We start from the raw sequence: 19852 nt of genomic DNA, 5'->3' as shown, positions 1-19852 counted from the left end.
TTCCGACTTTAATCCCACTGGAGTCAACCCCTGCACTCTTAAAAAAGTGTAAATAGGTATCTAGATTTGAATAAGAATTTAGAAGATTCGTTTACAAAAGTGATGTATAAAGAATAACAGAGATAGCGACACCGGTTAGTGCCCCCATAAACACTTCAATAGGCTTATGCCCGAGAAGTGTCTTCAACTCCTCAATTTTTTCTTCATCTTTTTTCTTCTGCCAATCTTTCGTGTGTTCCAAGAAATTATGCAAATCAGCGCGTAGTTGATTAATGATGATGGCTTGTTGACCAGCATGGAAGCGAACGCCCGTTGCATCAAACATTACGATGACTGCAAAAATTGCTGAGATGCCGAACATCGTTGAATCCAAGCCTTCTTCAAAAGCAACAGCTGTTGTTAGTGCTGTTACAGCGGCGGAGTGAGAGCTCGGCATTCCTCCAGTCGAAGTAAATAAGGCAAAATCGACTTTTTTAGATACCAAAAAATGAATCGGAATTTTTACAAACTGAGCGAAAAAAATCGCAAAGAGGGCTGTCCATAATGGGATGTTTTGAAAAAGTTCCATGATTTATCGCTCCTTCGACCGTTTCTACTTGTAGTATAGCACAAGAAAATTGGCGACAGCCAAATAGAATCGGTATAATAGAAACGGAATACACAAAGGAGGAATGGTTTGTGATTATTTTAACAAATGAAGTAAATTTAGGTGAAATTCAATACGAAACGTTAATCGTAGGATTGAGCACGCATACGGAGCAAGTTGAAGGTTGGGATGCTTTCACTTCAACGTTTGGGGCTCAAATTACAGAATTAATCAAATCAAAAGATCTTTCTACAAAAGAAAAGGAATTGACGACGTTTCACGTGACGACAGATTCATCTGTGAAGCGCATTATCTTCGTTGGAATTGGCAATCGTAAAAAATTGACGGAAGAAAGTCTTCGTCAATCGTTTGGTCGTATCGGGAAAACATTAGTGAAAAAGGGATACTCAGAAGTTTCGGTTTTACTTCCATCTTTTGTTAACGAAGAAATCTCAGAATATGATGTTGCATTTCTAGCAGGAGAAGGGCTTGGTCTTGGGACATATCAAGTCGTCGACTACAAAACGACCGTGCATGATACAGATTTTGATTTAGCTGCAGTAGAGCTTTTAAGCCAAGCGGACGAACAAGAAATCGTATCCTATTTTGAAGTGGGTCTTGTCTACTCAGAAGCTGTGAATGAAGCCCGCACACTTGTGAATATGCCAGGTAACATCCTCACAGCAACTGAATTAGGAGAGTATGCACGTGAACTGGGAGAAGAGTTTGGATTTGAGACACACATTCTAGGGAAATCCGAAATTGAAGAATTAGGAATGGGTGCACTTCTCGCAGTCAATCAAGGGTCTCAAGAAGAACCACGTCTCATTGTCTTGAAACATCAAGTGACAGAGAACTGGGAAGACCCAATTGCATTAGTCGGAAAAGGAATCACATTCGATACGGGTGGTTATTCACTTAAACCGAAAGATGGTATTGTCGGTATGAAAGGCGATATGGGCGGAGCAGCAGCTGTTCTTGGAGCAATGCGGATCATCGGTGAAACAAAACCAAACAAGAACGTAATCGCAGTTATTGCATCTACAGACAACATGGTATCAGGCAATGCCTTCAAGCCAGATGACGTCATTACTTCTATGAGCGGCAAGACAATTGAAATCTTAAATACAGATGCAGAAGGGCGCCTTGTTTTAGCGGACGCTGTAACGTACGCGAAACAACAAGGAGCAACGGCAATTGTAGACGTAGCAACACTTACTGGCGGAGTTATTGTAGCGCTTGGAATGGATAAGACAGGAGCCCTTACGAACGATGAGGCCTTGTTCGAAGAGTTTATGGAAGCGTCTATCGAGACAGGTGAATTTGTGTGGCGACTACCGCTAACGGAGAACGATAAAAAACGTATTCGTAAATCAGATGTCGCGGATTTGAATAACTCACCAGGTCGTGATGGTCATATGATCTTCGGTGGAGGCTTTGTAGGGGAATTTGCAGAAGACACACCTTGGATTCATCTAGACATCGCAGGAACGTCTGGGTCACCTTCTGAGCATGATTTAGGGCCTAAAGGTGGAACAGGTGCAATGGTGCGCACATTAGCATCTTTTGTAGAACGCCTTGCTGAGCAAGACTAATTACTTGCATATAAAAAAGAGCAGCCCTAGAGCTGCTCTTTTTTCGTTGCTTCTTTTGGTACCAGTGCTTCCATATCGTCTCGAACAGTTTCCTTCGCTAATGGGACACCTGAGAAATAAGCGGCTTTTGCCATCATATGACCCCCAACTGGACCTGTGATGAATAAGAATACGATCCCCAAAATAATGCGTGGATTAAAGTTACCTTCTACAAGCCAAAAGTGTAGGAAGACTCCAATCAATATCGACATAACAGCTAGAGTAGCACTCTTAGAGGCTGCATGCGCACGACTATAAACATCTGGCAGACGAATTAAACCAATAGTGGTAACAACAATGAAAAATACCCCGATTGTGATAAAGAGAATGATTAGACTATTTATTAGCATCTCGATCATTTTCAATAATCACTCCCTTCTCCGTAAATTTAGAGAAGGCGATTGTTCCGATGTAAGCAATAATTGCTAACAATAAAATGACCTCTAAGAAAAATGGAGAGTCAAACAGAATTGAGAACAATCCTACTAGCGCAATCAATCCAACACCCATTGAATCAAGCGCAATTACTCGGTCAGGAGTCGAAGGACCTTTCATGAGTCGGTAAAGAAAACCAATTAGACTAACACTTATAGCCCCAACAGCAATCCATAGGAACATGTTCATTTATCGACTCACCTCCATAATTGCTTTTTCAAATGTATTACGAATTGAGTTGACAGCATTGTCCACATCTTCTAAGTCTAATGTGTGTACGTACAACTTTGTACGATCCTCTGAAATATTAATTACTACAGTCCCTGGTGTTAAAGTGATTAACATTGAAAGCAATGTAATTTCCCAGTCCTGTGTCAACTTTGTTTCAAGTTCAAAAATGGCAGGCTTTATATCCATCTTAGGTTTTAAAATCACACGAAGCACAGCGATGTTTGAAACAATTAATTCTTTTAAAAATAGTAACAACAACTTCGCGACAGCCACTACTCGTTCTATGTAAAAACGAGTAGAGAAGAAGCGTCGAAGCATAAACAACATGACGAGTCCCAAGATGTAACCAATGATGAATGTTGTTGCTGAAAATGAATTAGAGAGGAACATCCAAACGAATGCAATAAACATATTTAAAAGTATTTGAAAAGCCATCTAGTTGTTCCCTCCTAACACTGCATCCACATAGAATGAAGGATCCATTAATTGACGGCCCGCTTCTAAGAAGAAGGGTGTCAAGAACTCGATGAATACTCCGTAACCCATTACGAGAACAAATAATACAACTACTGGAGCCATGTATTGGCTATACGCTTTTTTAGGAGGAGCGTTGAAGGGTTTCTCACTACCCCAAAAAGCGTAGATGAAGATACGAATCGCAGATAACAATACGACCATTGTTGAAGCTGCAACTACAATCGACTGCCAAACAAATCCGCCTTCAAGACCCCCTTGGATAATCAATATCTTTCCTGCAAATCCACTGAGTGGTGGAATCCCTGCAAGAGCAAAAACAGCTACAAGATATGTCCAACCAAGCGCAGGGTAGTGACGAATTAATCCACCCATTTCACGCAAATTGGTCTTTCCAGTAATCAAAATTAAGACCCCAATCATCAAGAACAACAGAGCTTTCACCAACATGTCATGAACAAGGTACAGTGTAGCACCTGTCACTGCTGTCGAATTGAATGCTGCAAAGCCAAACAGAATTACGCCAACCGCAATGACGATATTGTAGATGATGATTTTCTTGATATCCATATAAGCAAGAGCGCCGATACTACCAAATACGATTGTAGCAATCGCGAGCATCATTAGTATGTCGTGTGTAAAAGCAACATCTGTTGTAAAGATGAGTGTATAGACGCGTGCAATGCTGTAAATCCCAACCTTCGTTAATAACGCACCAAATAATGCGAGTATTGGAAGGGGAGGGGCATAATATGCGCCTGGTAACCAGAAATAAAGTGGAAAGATCCCAGCTTTAATTCCGAACACTACCAAGAACATGATGGCAATTGTTGAAATGACACCCATGCTTCCGATTTCTCCAAGCTTTACTGATAAATCGGCCATATTTAATGTTCCAGCTACTGAATAGATGTATCCGATCGTGATAACAAATAGTGCCGCAGCTACAATGTTCACAATGATATACTTCATCGATTCACGAAGTTGAATTCTCTCGCCACCCAATGCAATCAGGACATAGGAAGCCATCAAGAAGACTTCGAAGAATACGAAGAGGTTGAATATATCTCCTGTTGTAAATGCCCCGTTGATCCCAGATAACATAAAGAGAACAGCAGGGTAGAAGAAGAAGCGTTCTCGCTCTTCACCTAATGCATAGACAGAATACCACAGCACGACGAATGTGATGAGAGACGAAGAGGTGACTAAAAGTACACTCAACATATCTGAGACGAGTGAGATACCAAATGGAGCATCCCAGCTACCTAATGTTACAACTTGTATGCCATCTGTATATACTTTTGTAAGCAATACAACGGAAATAACCAATGTCAGTAGTGCACCGACAATTCCTCCGATGCGTTGAACGGTTAGGTTATTTCTAAATAGTAATAAAACAGTACCAATCAAAAGCGGGACGATGATTGGAAGAACGACTAAATTAATCAATTTCACCCCTGCCTTTCATATGGTCCATATTATCCGTTCCAATTTCTTGGTACGTACGGTAAGCAAGAACAAGTGCAAAAGCTGTTACACCAAATGCGATTACAATTGCAGTTAGTATCAAAGCTTGTGGGAGTGGATCTGCATAATCTGCAACGGTTACTCCTTCACCAACAACGGGAGGTTTGTTTCCTCCTAATCCACCCATTGTTAAAAGAAGAAGGTGAGTTCCATGACTCAATAAGCCTGTTCCGATGATAATGCGCAATAAACTTTTTGAAAGAATCAAATAGGTTGCTGCACTGAATAAGAATCCGGCTATTATCGCCATCATGATTTCCATCAGTTGTCGCCTCCCATCATTTCAATAATTGTAAGTGTTATTCCAACAACGACTAGGTATACCCCAATATCAAAAAATAGGGCAGTATGAATCGATGTCTCACCAAGTAAAGGAATATCAAAATAGTCGTACCAATGTGTGAAGAAAGGGACATTAAATACAATAGCTCCAGCTGCAGTTAAAACTGCAACAATCATACCAATAGCTGTCATGGCGAGATAATTGAAAGGAAGTACTTCCTTTACAGTTTTAAAATCATACGCAAGTAGAAGGAGTACAATCGCCGATGCCATCAGAAGGCCACCGACAAATCCTCCACCTGGCGTGTAGTGTCCTGCAAAGAAGATATGAATCGAGAACAGGAAGATAATGAAGAATGTGACGCGTGTGGTCGTCTGTAAAATTAAATCATTCGACTTCATTTGTAACTGCTCCCTTCTTTTTCTTTTGCAGGCGAAGCTTGATCATGCTGATGATTCCAATTGAAGCAATCATCAATACGCCAATTTCAAAGAGTGTATCAAAACCACGGTAATCCACTAGAATTACGTTTACAATATTTCCGCCACCTGCTTCTGTGTAAACAGTCTCTTTGTAAAACTCAGAGATTGAAGTCAGTTGACGTTGAGAGTAAGCACTAATTCCGATTAATGTAACAGTTAATCCCACGGCAACAGAAATCAAAAAGTTTCCAAATCGGAAGCGGTTGTCTTCTTTGCCTTTGTAATACTTATCTAACTTTGGTAAGTGATAAAACGCTGTTAAGAACAGGGCTACCGAAATTGTTTCGATCACTAACTGTGTTAATGCTAAATCGGGTGCTTTAAAGATGACGTAAAACAGGGCAACTGTGTACCCAACGCCACCAAGTGCGATAACAGCTGTTAGACGTGACCAAGTAATCAAGATCGCCATCACACTACCGATTAATATAATTGTTAACACAACTTCGAATAGACGAATAGGTGCAAGGTTATCAGTCGAAATGGCAAACCCACCTTGTGTGAACAGGGTAGTGATACCGAGAATAGCCATCCCAGCAAACATATAAACTAAATAATCACGAATAGAACCTGTCATAAAGCGGTCAGATAGAGCGCGGTTCCAGTTGAGCGAACCATCCATTAACGTGTCATAGCCACGGTTCAATGTGAACTTCTCAGGCCATTTTGAGTAGATCGGCTGCCACTTCGGCAAGAGTTTATAAAGTAGGAATCCAACGAGAACAACACCTACAGTTAACCATAACGCAGGAGCATCCCAGCCGTGCCATGCTTTAATATAGAATTCAATATCAGCAGCTGAGGCATACGTTGTTGATTGAATGGCTGCCGTTGCTGGTTTCACAAGCCAGTCGCCAATTACATTTGGGACAAAGAATACAAGTACAACCAATGACGCTAAGAACACAGGGGAGATAAGCATGCCAATCGGTGCCTCATGTGGCACTTTAGGCAATTGCTCTTCTTTTCGTGTCCCCATAAATGTATACCAAACAAAATAGATACTATAGATAAACGTAAACACGCTCGCCACCCAAGCTACAATTGGGACTGAGTAAGCGATGGTCATCATAGTTATATCAGCGCTAATGAGACTAAGAACAGCCTCTAAAAACATTTCCTTACTTAAAAATCCGTTAAACGGTGGAAGACCTGCCATCGATAAACTCCCGATCATCGCTACGGTAAATGTGACCGGCATCAAGCTCATTAATCCTCCGAGCTTGCGGATATCGCGTGTGCCCGTCTCATGATCGACAATCCCTGCCACCATGAACAGACTTCCTTTGAATGTCGCGTGATTGAACAAGTGGAAAATAGCAGCGAAAGTCGCAAACGTAAAGGTCTCCACAGCACTTCCTGTAACCAGATATGCAAATCCACCTAGCCCTAACAGGGACATGATGAGTCCTAATTGACTAACTGTAGAAAATGCCAAGATCCCTTTTAAATCGGTTTGTTTTACAGCAAAGAAGGAGCCCCAGAACAGGGTCAATAGACCGATTCCGGTGACAAGCCATACCCAAACTTCAGAAAAAGCGAAAATTGGTGTGAAGCGAGCCACTAAATAAAGACCGGCTTTAACCATTGTTGCAGAGTGGAGGTAGGCACTGACTGGTGTTGGTGCTTCCATTGCATCTGGCAACCAGATATAGAATGGGAATTGAGCCGACTTTGTAAAGGCTCCTAACAGTACCAACACAATCGCTACTGTAAAGAGCGGTGAGTCGACCAATGTACTTGCTTGCGCGACTGTTTCACGAATAGAATACGTTCCTGTCATCACATATAAAAGCAGGAACCCAACGAGCATCATAAGACCGCCACTTACTGTGATCATCATCGATTTCAATGCTCCAAAACGAGAAGCATCTCGCTTGTACCAATAAGCGATAAGTAGGAATGATGATATCGAAGTCAACTCCCAAAAGAAGTAGAGAGCGATTGTGTGATCAAATTGAACGACACCAAGCATGGCGCTCATGAACATTAATAGATAAACATAGAAGTTTCCAAGTTTCTCTTTTGTTTTGTCCAAGTAGAAAATGGAATACAAGACGACGAGCGAGCCGATACCTGTAATTAACAGGGAGAACAAAAGGCTTAAGCCATCGATATGAATATCAAAATTAAAGTCGAGTGAAGGCACCCACGAAACGCTAGCGAGCTGCGCTTCTCCTTGTTGAATCGGAGATAAAAAACGCAGATAAAATAAAAACAGCAGGACCGGTGCAACGAGTACAAACCAGCCAGTATGTATAGACTTGATCGTTTTATATGCAAACGGTATAAATACGGCAAAAAGTATTGGAAGTATGATTGCCATAAAAAGTAGCATAAAGAGTCCCCTTTCTTAGTTGAAGTGAGTGCACACTAGAGTAAAGTATACCTTAAAAATAGGACAAATGCACTTGTGACAATCCTAGAGCTGATAGGCTTTGATGAGTAATATATATGAAGAAAACGAAAAAAATCCAATAAAAAAACCGGTTCTTCAACCGGTTTTACGTAGCTTTCATATGCAATTCTTCTTCAAGCAGCACTTCTTCAAAATCTTGCTGAGGTGATTTGCGTACATATGTTAAGACAATGAGCGCAACTACGAACAGTGCACCTGTTACAACAAATACTGTCGAGATACCGACCCAGCCAGCTACAAAGCCACCAAAAATCGGACCGATAATATTCCCGAGGAATCGTGCACTCGTGTTGTATCCCATTAATTCACCTTGCACTTCAACCGGTGCTTCGCGACGAATGATAGCTGTCGTGATCGGAACGAGACCACCAGCTGCAATACCGAATAAGAAGCGAAGAACAACTAGTTGCCAAAGTGATGTCACAAAAGCTTGCGGGAGAATGAAGACTACACTGAGGGCTAATAATAAAACGAGAATTTTCTCATACCCGTAGCTATCTCCAAATTTTCCCCATGCTCTAGTAAACATCAAGTTTCCAACACCTGCAGCACTGAAGGCGAGTCCTGCTAAGAAGGCCAGGTTTGCGGCGTTTGTTAATTCTCCTACATAAAGCGATAGGAGGGGTTGGACACTGAATAACCCAATCTGAATTAGAGCAGTAATGACAAGGACATTCCAGATTAACCGGTGATGAAGAATACCAGCGATCACAGTTTTACGAGAATACTGATGCGCATTTTTCTTTTTCACAACCTTGTCTTCTCGAATAAAGAATAAGACGATGACAGCAGATAATGAAACTGCAACTGCCGCAATGATAAAGGTATAAGAAAAGCCAAAAGCATCCGCAAGTAGGCCGCCGAGTATAGGACCAAACAAAGTACCTGCTACACTCCCCATTTGCAAAGTACCTAGAGTCTTCCCTGCAATTTCTTTAGGAGTAGAGGCACTGATGAAAGCCAAAGAAGTTGGAATGAATCCTGTTACTACACCCATAAACAGTCGTAACACAAAAAAAGCCTCAACCGATTGGACGAATCCCATCAACAGGACTGATAACGCAATACCAAATCCATTTAACACAAGGATTGGTTTATATCCATATTTATCTGCGATGCGTCCCCAAATAGGAGACATTAAAAATGCTGTGATAAATGTGGCACCAAAAACTAGTCCCGACCATTTTTGAACATATGCATCTGAAAAATCACCAAATGTATCGATATATAGGGCCAAAAAAGGCATAATCATAGTCATTGTGCTGGCAACTAAAAAATTTGTGCCCCACATGATTTGAAAGTTTTTCTTTGAGTGCATGGTATCCCTTCTTTCTTGCAATGCATCTCATAGTTCTAGTATAAAACATTTCGTGAGGCGAAGAAAGGGAAATGCTCAATTCTTTTGCCCTTTCCTTAACTTGTGTTAAAATGAGGACGATTAAACCGACAAAGAAAGAAGATGACGTAGTGTTTGAACTATTGTTTCTCTATCTCTATTTTCCTGAAGATAAGACTGAATATATACCAGTCGTGCTGCAACTAGTAGGTGTATTGATTTTAGCCGCATTAGTGATTCGTTGGTTGTTGAAACGATCTGCGATTGAAGCAGAGCAAGCACGGCAATTAGAAGAACGATTGAAAGCAGAAAAAGAGCAGGAGCAGTCGAATTAGACTGTCCTGCTCTTTTTTATGAATTGTTTATGAATCTGTTCAAGGTTGGTGAAGTTTTAGAATCCACGTAGACTTCCGATGGATCAGAGTGCTTCCGAAACCCCGCAGAGGGGAGCAAAGCGCTAGCTTTGGGTAACCAAGAGGAGGTTCGGGAGTGCTCCCATGGAACGCGGAGTGGATTCTAAAATTTCTTATCTATTTAACAGTATTTACGGCTGTAATAAACCGTTCCACGCCATCTTTCACGGTTTCAAATGGACACGCCACATTCATTCGTAGGAATCCATCCCCTTCAGGACCATACTTAGTACCTGGCTCAAGTGCAAGCTTTCCTTCATGCAATAGCGCATGCATCATATCTTTTTCAGTTATCCCGAGTTTTCGGTAATCAATCCATAGAAGATAGGTAGCTTCCGGCATTGGAACTAATACGCCAGGGACTTCTTCATGTAGGCGATCTGCAACATAGTTCATATTGTGCTGCAATTGTCCAAGCAATTCGTCCACCCACGCTTCCCCGTGTTCATAAGCAGCACGCATAGCAGTTGTACCAAGCACGGTCATCCCCATATGAGCAGCATTCATAGCGGACTCTTTCAACTTTGCTCGTTTAGTCGCATCTGTCACGATCATATAGGCTGCTTGCAACCCTGCTAAGTTAAACGTTTTTGTAGGAGCCATACACGTAATGATGTGATCTGTGGACTCGGCGACGGATAAAGCCGTGGTATGTTTGTGTGGTGCAAACACTAAATCCGCATGAATTTCATCTGAAATAAGAAGTACATTGTGTTTCGCGCACAGATCTGCAATTCTTTTCACGTCTTCGCGTGACCACACTTTTCCACCGGGATTGTGCGGATTACAGAAAATAAAAGCAGAGATTGAATCGGCCAAAGCTGCTTCAAACTTGTCGAAGTCAATTGAATACTCTCCACTAAACTCTGTTAGGCTAAACGTTACAACTTCACGTTTTAGATTTGCAGGCGTATTACGGAAAGGAGGATAAACGGGTCCGTGGACTAAAACACGGTCTCCTGGCTCTGTAAATGTTTCAATTGCGAGTGACATAGATGGGATTACACCAGACTCATAGAGGAGCCAATCTTTTTCAATCGTCGTCCCATGTCGTTTTGCAACCCAATCAATGACGGATTGTGATGCGGTATCTCCAGGAAAAGAATAGCCAAACACACCCCCTCGAATTCTTTCCACGAGTGCATCCTCGATAAAAGCAGGGAGAGCAAAATCCATATCAGCAACCCACATAGGTAAAATTTCTTCTCCGTGTTTTACAGAATAGACCTCATTTAACCAATCCCACTTGATGGAATCTGTGTTCCGACGTGTATGTACTGTTTGAAAATCATACATTAGACAATTCTCCTTCCAATTTAAATGTTCTATGCTATTATATAGCAGACTACTATAGAAAATAAGGTGAAACTATGCATCAAATTGAAATGAATAAGCAAGCTGTGCGCGTTCTTGAAGACTGGGATCCTTTCCAATTAGGATCGGGCAACTATGCAGCAGAAGCGGCAGATGTTGTTGCATTTCTTCAAGGAGCAGATCATCCATCCGATGTTGCGCACCATATTCAACTTGTGTACGAGCATTCATTTGAACAATGGATTCCTCTTGAGAAATGTATGGAAGTCTCCTACAAATTGATTGCTTTAAAACTCGCCGTCACATGCACACTTTAACAAAAATCCCTGTGGAAATTATCCACAGGGATTTCTTATAGAGAAGAAAGTCCGTCTTGCAAATTCGACGCAGGAACTTCCAAAGCGTTTGAAAGCTTTAAAAGTGTTTGCGTAGAAGGGACTTCCTCGCCAGTTTCGTATGCTTGCAGTTTGGCAGCGCCAATTCGTACTTTTAAGGATAGGTCTTCAAGTGACATATTGCGTTCTTCACGTAGTCGCTTTAGTTGACTGGCTAAATCTACAGACATGATCACTACACCCTTTCTTCTTATATATAAGTTATAGTACCATATTTCCATTTACGAATTAATCAGAAAACGTGACGAAACTCGTACAATTGTCACTCGAATGCCTCAATGATTTGTTGAATCAAAATCACAGCAATAAGAAGGGGTGCTAAATACCGCACAGTGGCATGCCAGATTGAATAGAGCACGGGACTCATGTTTAATTCTTCCTGGGTCGCTTGTTTACTCATCGCATATCCAACGAACAACGAGATGAACAGAGCCCCAAGCGGTAAACCAAAATTATTCACAATGTAGTCCGCGTTATCAAAGAACGTTCGACCTGCAAGCGTAAAGTCCGATAATACACCGAACGATAACGCACTCGGAATTCCAAATATAAAAATAAAAACACCCATCAAAATGGCAGCTCGACGGCGTCTGTCATACTTCTTTTTAATGGCAATGGACACCGTAATTTCTAACATGCTGATAGAAGACGTTAACGTCGCGAAGAGCAATAGAACAAAAAACAGCAACATGAACAGGGAACCGAATGCAATCTCACCAAACACAGCCGGTAAGATGATGAACACAAGACCAGGTCCTTCATCCGGTGAATAGCCTAATGCAAATACTGCTGGGAAAATCACAAGTCCAGCAAGAAGTGAAATAAAGATATTCATGCCGGCTACACTACTCGCAGACTGCGGCAAATTGGTCTCTTTCGACAAATAAGAAGCATACGTGATCATGCCAGAAACACCCACACTCAGTGAGAAGAATGCTTGGCCTAGTGCCATTAAAGCGGTCTCCCACGTTACGGCACTCCAATCTGGAACAAGTAAAAAGCGAACGCCTTCCATTGCTCCGTCAAGAGACAAGGAACGAATAGCTAATAAGATGAAGAAAATGAAAAGAGCCGGCATCATCCATTTGCTAGCGCGCTCAATTCCTCCTTTAATTCCACCTGAAACAATCAAAATCGTGAGTACCATAAAAATGGCCTGTGCAAAAATCGCTTGCCACGGGTTTGCAATCATCGATGTAAAAGTTGCTTCATAGTCAATGGTCGCTGTCGTCACTAGTTGTTTGATCGATATCCAGAGGTACGTCAAAATCCATCCACCAACAACGGAGTAGAACGACAAAATAATAAACGAGAATACAAAGCCAGCGCGACCAATCCAAGCCCATGCTTTCGTGTTACTCAATCGTTGAAAACTTGTGACAGCATCTGCTTGGCCGCGTCGTCCAATCACAAACTCTGCTAATAAAATAGGTAAGCCGATAATCAATGTTGCCAAAATGAATAACAGCACAAATGCGCCACCGCCATTTGTTCCGGCCATATACGGGAACTTCCATATGGCTCCTAAGCCAATTGCTGAACCGGCAGCTGCCAGAATAAATCCAATTTTTGAACCAAACGAATCGCGTTTCATAAAAAACCTACTTTCAAAACTAATTGCCTTATTGTATATGAAATCAGCTGAAAAACAAAGTGGAAAAAGTTTACCGGATTTTGTAACTTCTCTCGGTCAACTTCCGTACCATTACTAGCAAGGGGGGAACAAGGTGACTGTCAAACTTATTGAAGCAGCCCAACAAGGAGATCTTTCTGCATATGAGGAGCTCATCTATACATACAGAGGGACTGTCGAACGGTTCGCTTACCAGTGCGGAGCCGACTACGACGATGTTCCAGACATCTCGCAAGAAGTATTCATTCGACTCTATCGATTTCTTCATCAATTCCAACGAGATCGTTTCACGACGTGGCTGTATAAAGTCACACTGAATACGACGCGTGACCACTATCGTAAAGAGACGCAAGAGACGAGAAAAGAAAAGCGTCTACACGAAAAAGGTGTTTTACAAGGTCAGACTTCGGAAGATACTTTCTTGCAATCGGAAGCAGACCGAGAATTGCATCTTCAAATTCAGAACCTGGATGAAAAATATCGCGTACCACTTGTGCTTTATTATTTTCAGGAGTGTTCTTATTCAGAAATCGCGACAATTTTAAGTTTGACGTTAGGCACGGTTAAAATCCGCATTCATCGAGCCAAAGATTTATTGCGCACGGCTTTTGAAGAACAGGAGGCGAAGCTAAGTGGACAATCATAACTTTGAAGAACGCATGAACAAGCTCAAAAAAGGCTACGAGGAAATGGAAGAGCGCACCGACCCGAAGGCGGTACTAACTGCCTTGACAACTAAAGAGCCCGTGCGTCCGAAACGTCCGAAGAATAACTGGATTGTTCCACTCATCAGTGTAGCGGCCATTTTTACACTATTCCTTTTCGCCATGAGTTTGGTCAATCCACCGACGAATTCTGCTTCAGAAGAGGAAGAAAAAGAAGAGGTCTCAGAGAGTGGGCTTGATTTTGTCTATATCTCTCAAGAAATCGACCGTCAGTACGCAGAAATTCGTGAAGAAGCGCGAGTGAAGATGGGACTGGACGATGAAGAGTTTAGTCAGATTCAGGCGGTTGTTTATGCGGACCAAGGGAGAAACCATTTTATGTCTGTCGATTTTATAGACTATCACGACGCATATGGGGATACTGAGGAAAGTATTATAGAGACTGCAGTTGATGAATTATCCTGGATTTTGACGACTCCAGAAGAATTTCTAGCTCAGCAATATGAAAATAGTTTTCATACAAAGCGTTCGTTAGAAGAATCAGGTTATGTACTCTCCTCTTATATGCGAAAACTATTGGATTTTGAGGAAGTTGGGTCCGATGTAGTTGCTTCAGACGTTCAAATACCTGAAAGTCAACTTCCCACGTTATCTCAAATTCTACATCCGAAATTTGAAGGGTTGATCAAGTTTTATGCGCTAGGAAAATTAACCGAAGCAGGAGAAATGATTTATCCATATGAACTAACTGCTCGCTCTTTAATTGAAATTGAGGAGAGCATTAGTGATGAGGCGATTACAATAGAAGGTGAATCGCATCGCGTTGCGAATCTATTGTATCTGACTCTAAAAGGTACGATGAGTGAAAATCAGAAAGATCATCAAGCCATTCTTTTCGAGAACGGAGTACTAAAAAAGGAAGTTCAAGATCAGTGGAAACATTTAGCTGAGCAACCAGAAAACACTGTTGTCCATGCAGTTTTTGCTCCAATCGTGAAAGAAATGCTAGATACTGGATGGACATCATCTACTACCTGGGAAAATATCAGTTATGAAGACGCACAAATTTATATCAGGGAAATGGATAGTGCGAAATATAAAGTAGCCCAATCAAAAGGCGACGCTGTTCTTGTAGATGCTCAGTTTGAACAGCGCATCCATAATTACTTTAAGGAACTTGCGTTAGTTCCAGGATTAGATAAATATAAAGCATTGTCTCCTGAAGAAATTGTCGGGCTATATCATTACTATGGGCAACTTGGAGAACTTGAACTTCGCTACGAACTATATATACAAGATGAGCGTTATTTACAAATTCCAAAGGATGAATATTTAGCTTCAGGCTCCATTGAATACTTACCATTGCAAAAGTATGTAAAAGCATACACATTTATAAACCAAGGTTTAGATTTAAATGGGAATGAAACTGGTTTGGTAGAGGTGGAATTAACAGAAAGGGGAGCAAGTACTCATGATACACCTGTCATGCTATTCCAATTGATCAAAACCGAAGATGGCTGGAAAATGCCATTCATGCCTACACAATAATGTTCAGAATAATGAATAAGTCTTCATTTTATGCTATACTAAAGGTGGCCGTAGAGGCGATTTCTTTAAAACTAGAATGGAGCAATCCTTATGAAAAATTACAAAGTGGGAGATGTTGTAACGGGTATTGTCACAGGTATTCAACCATACGGAGCTTTTGTCAGTCTGTCAGACGACACGCAAGGGCTAATCCACATTTCAGAAATTACGTACGGCTATGTGCGTGATATCAATGACTTTTTACAAGTCGGGCAAGCCGTGAAAGTGAAAGTGCTTGAAATTGATAAGAGAGAGAGTAAGATCAGCTTATCGCTACGTGCGCTGCAAGACCGTCCGTTTTATCACAAGCGAGATGACAAGGGACGTATCCCGTTGCAGGAACGAATCGATGAACAAGATGCCGGCGGATTCGACACATTGAAAAGCAAGCTCGATGGCTGGATCCGTAAATCACTCAAGTAAAAAATAAGAAAAGGGAGTTTCTCGTAATTTGAGAAACTCCCTTTTGTGTTGAATGAAAAGGTTCCTGTCAATATTCACCTCTTCATATCAGTAAATCCCTCCACCCAGGTCACCATTTCCTGGGAGGGTTTCCCCGAGCCTCCCCACGTAAGATGAAAGAAGAGCACTTTCATCTTCGTTGCCGGGTCTCGGGAAAACCCTGATGGCCCGGGAAATGGCGACCTGGCCTCCGAGATTTGTTGCCACTAAAAAGTCATCCGGTGTAAATCCGATGAATACTTAGTAAACATCAACAGGTAATCAAGTGCCATTTCTATTCGGTGCCTGTCACCCTATAAGTCTTCACCTTAAAATCCCTTTGCACTCGCCCGCCGTCCTCGATTGTGATTGTTAGATTGCTAAGTCAGGCCTTGCGTTAGCACAGCCTGTCAGTACTGATGTTTTTTGAAGCACACCGGTCACCTTCGAGGAAGTTGTAGAGGCGAAGCCGTATCGAAGTCGATGTAAGGAACAACTTCCTGGTAAGAAGCACTTGAACTAGCCAGATTCAGCTGGAGATGATTGCGCAAGAGAAAACTAAGAAGACTCGCGCTGGGGCCGCTCGATTCGAGCGGCCCCAGTCCTTTTCGTTCTTAATTTGACCTTAAAAGCAAACATCGTAAGATGATTCTAGATTTTTAAAGTACATTCTGGTGTGCAGTCAGTCCACTCCACATCTAATTGTAATCGAGTTGCGCCTCCTAGAAATCCCGCAAGAAGCCATCGCGGCCTATGAAGCAAAGAGCGCTTCACAGGCCACGCTGTCTTCTCGCACAATTTCTGAACAGTCGGCTCCACATCTAATTGTAATCGAGTTGCGCCTCCTAGAAATCCCGCAAGAAGCCATCGCGGCCTATGAAGCAAAGAGCGCTTCACAGTCCACGCTGTCTTCTCGCACAATTTCTGAACAGTCGGCTCCACATCTAATTCCGTGCATTCCGCAACTTCCGCAACCTGTACTGCAGATTCTGCCTGCTCATCCCAAGCGCCTCCGCTGCTTTCGTAATATTCCCTTCAAACTTCTCTACCGCTTTCTGCAGATAATACGTCTCCGCTTCCCGTAAATACTGATCAAGTGGCATTAAGTCTTTTTCGGATGTCAGCAGAAAATCTGAAGCGGTCACTTGCGATTTATCTTGAACCGCTAACTTATAGCGAAACTGCACAGGTAGCAGGTCCTCTGTAAGGGTGGATTCCATCGTAAGCATAGTAGACGTTTCATCTAACAATAACTCAAGCTCTTTTAAATTCCCTGGCCAATCATAGCTCAGCAATAACTCCTGTACCTTACTATCAATCGTGACCTTGCTTTGCCCGTGGCGATCTTCTAAACGGCGTAGGTAATCTTCCACAAATGGTACAATATCTTCTTTTCGTTCTCGCAGTGGGGGAACGGTAATGGTCATACTTGCAAAATAGTAGTACAGGTCGCGACTCAGTGACCGACTGGCAACTAAATCAATTGGATCACTTCCTATACTTGCTATAAAGAGGTTATGTTTTCCGGTTGAAGTTTGTAAAATGTGAAGCAACTCTTTTTGCAACTCGAGTGAGAGTAAGTCGATTCGCTCACAAAAAATAGTAGAATTCGATACATTTTTCAACTCTTCCCGGAATTTATTGACGAGCAGAGGGTCAGAACTATGACAGAACAGACTGATGAACTGATCATTCGAAGGCGTCAACTGGTGATGAATGCCTTCTGCAATCAAATCTTTCCCTGTGCCTGCCTCTCCAATCAATAACAGAGGCATCCGCACTTGAGCAGCACTTTTTGCTTTCGAAATCACGAGGCGCATTGTTTCGGACACGGCGGTTAAAGAACTTAAGGTAATGGGCTCATTGTACCGGCGAAGTGGTTGATAGACGAGTCGCTCAAGAGCTGTAATATCGCGAGCAAACTCAATTGCACCAATGAGTTGTCCTTGTTCAAAAATGGGATACGTATCATTAATCGTCGTGATTTCTCGTCCCTTGTTATTCCAGTACGTCTGCTTTACACGATTAACCGGCTTTCCTGTTGATAATACATGTAATAACGTACTCTCTTCTTTTTCAAACTGGAATACTTCAAGTATCGACCGGTCTTCTACATCGGTAGAATGAAGTCCTTCAATTTTTCGCATTTGATCATTATAGAGAACCGTTTTGCCATTTTTATCTATTGCATGGACACCCACTCCAACTTGGTCTATGGCAAATCGGTAAAAAGGCCCTAAATATTGGGAATTTTCATTCATGATGGTCACTTCCTAAAAAAAATTTGAGGAAAATACAATATATCACTTGAAAAACGCAACAATCTTTTGCATTATTATATATGTAAATGAAAACGAAGTGCAAATAATTTTTGCACTATACTAAATAAGGGAGGATGTTTCTCACATGATTCCATACAAACACGAAGCATTCACAGATTTCTCATTAGAAGAAAACAAACGCAAAATCAAGGAAGGTATTCAAACTGTCGAAGGCTATATGGGTGAAGAGTATCCATTAATCGTTGGCGGAGAGCGTATCACAACTGAAGATAAAATTGTTTCTTACAACCCAGCGAATAAAACAGAAGTTGTAGGTAGCGTTTCAAAAGCAACACGTGACATCGCTGAAAAAGCTATGAATATTGCAGACGAAACATTTAAAACGTGGAGCAAAATAAAACCTGAAACACGTGCAGATGTTCTTTTCAAAGCAGCAGCGATCATGCGTCGCCGTAAATTCGAGTTCTCTGGCCTTCTTGCGAAAGAAGCAGGGAAGACTTGGGTAGAGGCAGACGTAGAAGCGGCAGAAGCGATTGACTTCCTAGAGTACTATGGTCGTCAAATGTTGAAGTTAAAAGAAGGGTACCCAGTAGAATCACGTCCAGGTGAGTACAACCAGTTCAACTACATTCCACTAGGTGTAGCAGTTGTTATCTCTCCATGGAACTTCCCATTTGCAATCATGGCAGGTACAGCAGTAGCAGCAATGGTAGCAGGGAACACAGTTCTATTGAAGCCAGCTTCAACAACTCCAATCGTTTCTTACAAATTCGTTGAAGTACTTGAGCAAGCTGGTATGCCAGCAGGCGTTGTCAACTTCATCCCAGGTTCTGGCGCTGAGATTGGTGACTACCTAGTAGAACACCCACGTACTCGTCTAATCAGCTTCACAGGTTCACGTGATGTTGGTCTTGGAATTGTTGAAAAATCAGCAAAACTTTCTCCAGGTCAAATCTGGATCAAACGCACAATCCTTGAAATGGGCGGAAAAGATACAATCGTAGTAGATAAAGAAGCAGATCTAGAATTAGCTGCAACATCTATCGTGAAATCTGCTTTTGGTTTCAGCGGTCAAAAATGTTCAGCATGTTCACGAGCAGTCATCGTAGAAGACGTATACGATCAAGTCGTAGCACGCGTGAAAGAATTAACAGACGAGTTAACTGTAGGTGTTCCAGATCACGATGAGCACTTCATGGGTCCTGTTATCGATGGTTCTGCATACAAGAAAATCATGGAATACATTGAAATCGGTAAAGGTGAAGGCGAATTGTTAACAGGTGGTACTGGTGATGATTCACAAGGGTTCTTCATCCAACCAACTGTATTCAAAGACGTAGATCCACAAGCGCGTATCATGCAAGAAGAAATCTTCGGACCAGTTCTTGCAATCACTTCTGCAAAAGATTTCGATCACGCATTAGAAATTGCGAACAATACAGAGTATGGATTAACTGGAGCGGTTATCTCAACAAACCGTATGAATATCGAAAAAGCACGCGAAGAGTTCCACGTTGGAAACCTTTACTTCAACCGTGGCTGTACAGGTGCAATCGTTGGATACCAACCATTCGGCGGATTTAACATGTCAGGTACAGATTCAAAAGCGGGTGGACCGGATTACATCCAGTTACACATGCAAGCAAAAACAACTTCAGAAATGCTGTAATCTCGTCAAGAGGGCAGGCCATCACCTTGGTGCGTCTGCCTTTTTG

At 41.9% G+C, this 19852-nt stretch carries 20 protein-coding genes; 7 read left to right on the top strand and 13 right to left on the bottom strand.

The annotated features are described in order from the left end of the window. Positions 1 to 91: 91 nt before the first annotated feature. Positions 92 to 568, bottom strand: a complete 477-nt coding sequence (locus ACF3OH_RS09095; protein WP_392454183.1) for a divergent PAP2 family protein — start codon at positions 566 to 568, stop codon at positions 92 to 94. 110 nt (positions 569 to 678) lie between these two features. Between ACF3OH_RS09095 and ACF3OH_RS09090 the strand changes: the two genes are divergently transcribed. Beyond that, positions 679 to 2181 (top strand): leucyl aminopeptidase, encoded by a 1503-nt coding sequence (locus ACF3OH_RS09090; RefSeq protein WP_392454181.1) that lies wholly within the window; start codon positions 679 to 681, stop codon positions 2179 to 2181. Positions 2182 to 2207: 26 nt separating this feature from the next. Here ACF3OH_RS09090 and mnhG read toward each other — a convergent pair whose 3' ends face one another. The 8 genes from mnhG to ACF3OH_RS09050 all read right to left on the bottom strand — a co-directional run bounded on the left by mnhG (position 2208) and on the right by ACF3OH_RS09050 (position 9389). After that, on the bottom strand, positions 2208 to 2576 hold the full coding sequence (gene mnhG, locus ACF3OH_RS09085; RefSeq protein ID WP_204591850.1) for a monovalent cation/H(+) antiporter subunit G: 369 nt from the start codon (positions 2574 to 2576) through the stop codon (positions 2208 to 2210). Continuing rightward, the gene (locus ACF3OH_RS09080; protein WP_204591838.1) at positions 2557 to 2844 is read right to left on the bottom strand and encodes a Na(+)/H(+) antiporter subunit F1; all 288 of its coding nucleotides are present in this window, start codon (positions 2842 to 2844) and stop codon (positions 2557 to 2559) included. The genes mnhG and ACF3OH_RS09080 overlap by 20 nt, the downstream gene beginning before the upstream one ends. Then, on the bottom strand, positions 2845 to 3321 hold the full coding sequence (locus tag ACF3OH_RS09075; protein ID WP_392454179.1) for a Na+/H+ antiporter subunit E: 477 nt from the start codon (positions 3319 to 3321) through the stop codon (positions 2845 to 2847). It abuts the gene before it with no gap. Next, complete coding sequence (locus ACF3OH_RS09070) at positions 3322 to 4809, bottom strand: Na+/H+ antiporter subunit D (RefSeq protein WP_392454177.1); 1488 nt, start codon at positions 4807 to 4809, stop codon at positions 3322 to 3324. Continuing rightward, positions 4802 to 5149, bottom strand: a complete 348-nt coding sequence (locus ACF3OH_RS09065; RefSeq protein ID WP_204591833.1) for a Na(+)/H(+) antiporter subunit C — start codon at positions 5147 to 5149, stop codon at positions 4802 to 4804. The genes ACF3OH_RS09070 and ACF3OH_RS09065 overlap by 8 nt, the downstream gene beginning before the upstream one ends. Continuing rightward, positions 5149 to 5571, bottom strand: coding sequence for a Na(+)/H(+) antiporter subunit B (locus ACF3OH_RS09060; protein WP_204591831.1), 423 nt, complete (start codon positions 5569 to 5571; stop codon positions 5149 to 5151). The genes ACF3OH_RS09065 and ACF3OH_RS09060 overlap by 1 nt, the downstream gene beginning before the upstream one ends. Beyond that, the gene (locus ACF3OH_RS09055) at positions 5558 to 7990 is read right to left on the bottom strand and encodes a Na+/H+ antiporter subunit A (RefSeq protein WP_392454175.1); all 2433 of its coding nucleotides are present in this window, start codon (positions 7988 to 7990) and stop codon (positions 5558 to 5560) included. Before ACF3OH_RS09055 ends, ACF3OH_RS09060 begins: the two co-directional genes overlap by 14 nt. A gap of 166 nt (positions 7991 to 8156) precedes the next feature. Continuing rightward, the gene (locus tag ACF3OH_RS09050; RefSeq protein WP_392454173.1) at positions 8157 to 9389 is read right to left on the bottom strand and encodes an MFS transporter; all 1233 of its coding nucleotides are present in this window, start codon (positions 9387 to 9389) and stop codon (positions 8157 to 8159) included. 110 nt (positions 9390 to 9499) lie between these two features. Between ACF3OH_RS09050 and ACF3OH_RS09045 the strand changes: the two genes are divergently transcribed. Next, on the top strand, positions 9500 to 9742 hold the full coding sequence (locus ACF3OH_RS09045) for a hypothetical protein (protein WP_204591824.1): 243 nt from the start codon (positions 9500 to 9502) through the stop codon (positions 9740 to 9742). A 195-nt stretch (positions 9743 to 9937) separates the two neighbouring features. Here the strand turns inward: ACF3OH_RS09045 and ACF3OH_RS09040 are convergent, their stop codons facing one another. Then, on the bottom strand, positions 9938 to 11116 hold the full coding sequence (locus ACF3OH_RS09040) for a MalY/PatB family protein (RefSeq protein ID WP_392454171.1): 1179 nt from the start codon (positions 11114 to 11116) through the stop codon (positions 9938 to 9940). Positions 11117 to 11190: 74 nt separating this feature from the next. Here ACF3OH_RS09040 and ACF3OH_RS09035 point away from each other — a divergent pair, with 74 nt between their 5' ends. Beyond that, complete coding sequence (locus ACF3OH_RS09035) at positions 11191 to 11451, top strand: DUF1871 family protein (RefSeq protein WP_204591820.1); 261 nt, start codon at positions 11191 to 11193, stop codon at positions 11449 to 11451. Positions 11452 to 11486: 35 nt separating this feature from the next. Here the strand turns inward: ACF3OH_RS09035 and ACF3OH_RS09030 are convergent, their stop codons facing one another. Continuing rightward, a complete protein-coding gene (locus ACF3OH_RS09030; protein WP_392454170.1) occupies positions 11487 to 11699 on the bottom strand; it encodes a helix-turn-helix transcriptional regulator in 213 nt (70 codons plus the stop codon). A gap of 92 nt (positions 11700 to 11791) precedes the next feature. Then, a complete protein-coding gene (locus ACF3OH_RS09025; protein WP_392454168.1) occupies positions 11792 to 13123 on the bottom strand; it encodes a sodium-dependent transporter in 1332 nt (443 codons plus the stop codon). A gap of 133 nt (positions 13124 to 13256) precedes the next feature. Here ACF3OH_RS09025 and ACF3OH_RS09020 point away from each other — a divergent pair, with 133 nt between their 5' ends. The 3 genes from ACF3OH_RS09020 to yugI all read left to right on the top strand — a co-directional run bounded on the left by ACF3OH_RS09020 (position 13257) and on the right by yugI (position 15837). After that, complete coding sequence (locus ACF3OH_RS09020) at positions 13257 to 13808, top strand: RNA polymerase sigma factor (RefSeq protein WP_392454166.1); 552 nt, start codon at positions 13257 to 13259, stop codon at positions 13806 to 13808. Further along, on the top strand, positions 13795 to 15375 hold the full coding sequence (locus ACF3OH_RS09015) for a hypothetical protein (protein WP_392454164.1): 1581 nt from the start codon (positions 13795 to 13797) through the stop codon (positions 15373 to 15375). Before ACF3OH_RS09020 ends, ACF3OH_RS09015 begins: the two co-directional genes overlap by 14 nt. A gap of 90 nt (positions 15376 to 15465) precedes the next feature. Continuing rightward, positions 15466 to 15837, top strand: coding sequence for a S1 domain-containing post-transcriptional regulator GSP13 (yugI, locus tag ACF3OH_RS09010; protein WP_392454162.1), 372 nt, complete (start codon positions 15466 to 15468; stop codon positions 15835 to 15837). Between the two features lie 962 nt (positions 15838 to 16799). On the opposite strand, the gene ACF3OH_RS09005 is transcribed toward yugI, so the two are convergent. After that, positions 16800 to 18116 carry a sigma 54-interacting transcriptional regulator gene (locus ACF3OH_RS09005; RefSeq protein WP_392454161.1) on the bottom strand — a complete coding sequence of 439 codons (1317 nt, stop codon included), beginning with the start codon at positions 18114 to 18116 and terminating at the stop codon, positions 16800 to 16802. A 145-nt stretch (positions 18117 to 18261) separates the two neighbouring features. Between ACF3OH_RS09005 and pruA the strand changes: the two genes are divergently transcribed. Continuing rightward, positions 18262 to 19806, top strand: a complete 1545-nt coding sequence (gene pruA / locus ACF3OH_RS09000; protein ID WP_392454159.1) for an L-glutamate gamma-semialdehyde dehydrogenase — start codon at positions 18262 to 18264, stop codon at positions 19804 to 19806. Positions 19807 to 19852 lie beyond the last annotated feature (46 nt).

Source organism: Chryseomicrobium aureum (assembly GCF_043182735.1).
In the GTDB taxonomy this organism is placed as follows: Bacteria; Bacillota; Bacilli; order Bacillales_A; family Planococcaceae; genus Chryseomicrobium; species Chryseomicrobium aureum.
Note: the sequence above shows the minus strand (reverse complement) of the source record. Positions and strands in the feature narration are given on the sequence as shown.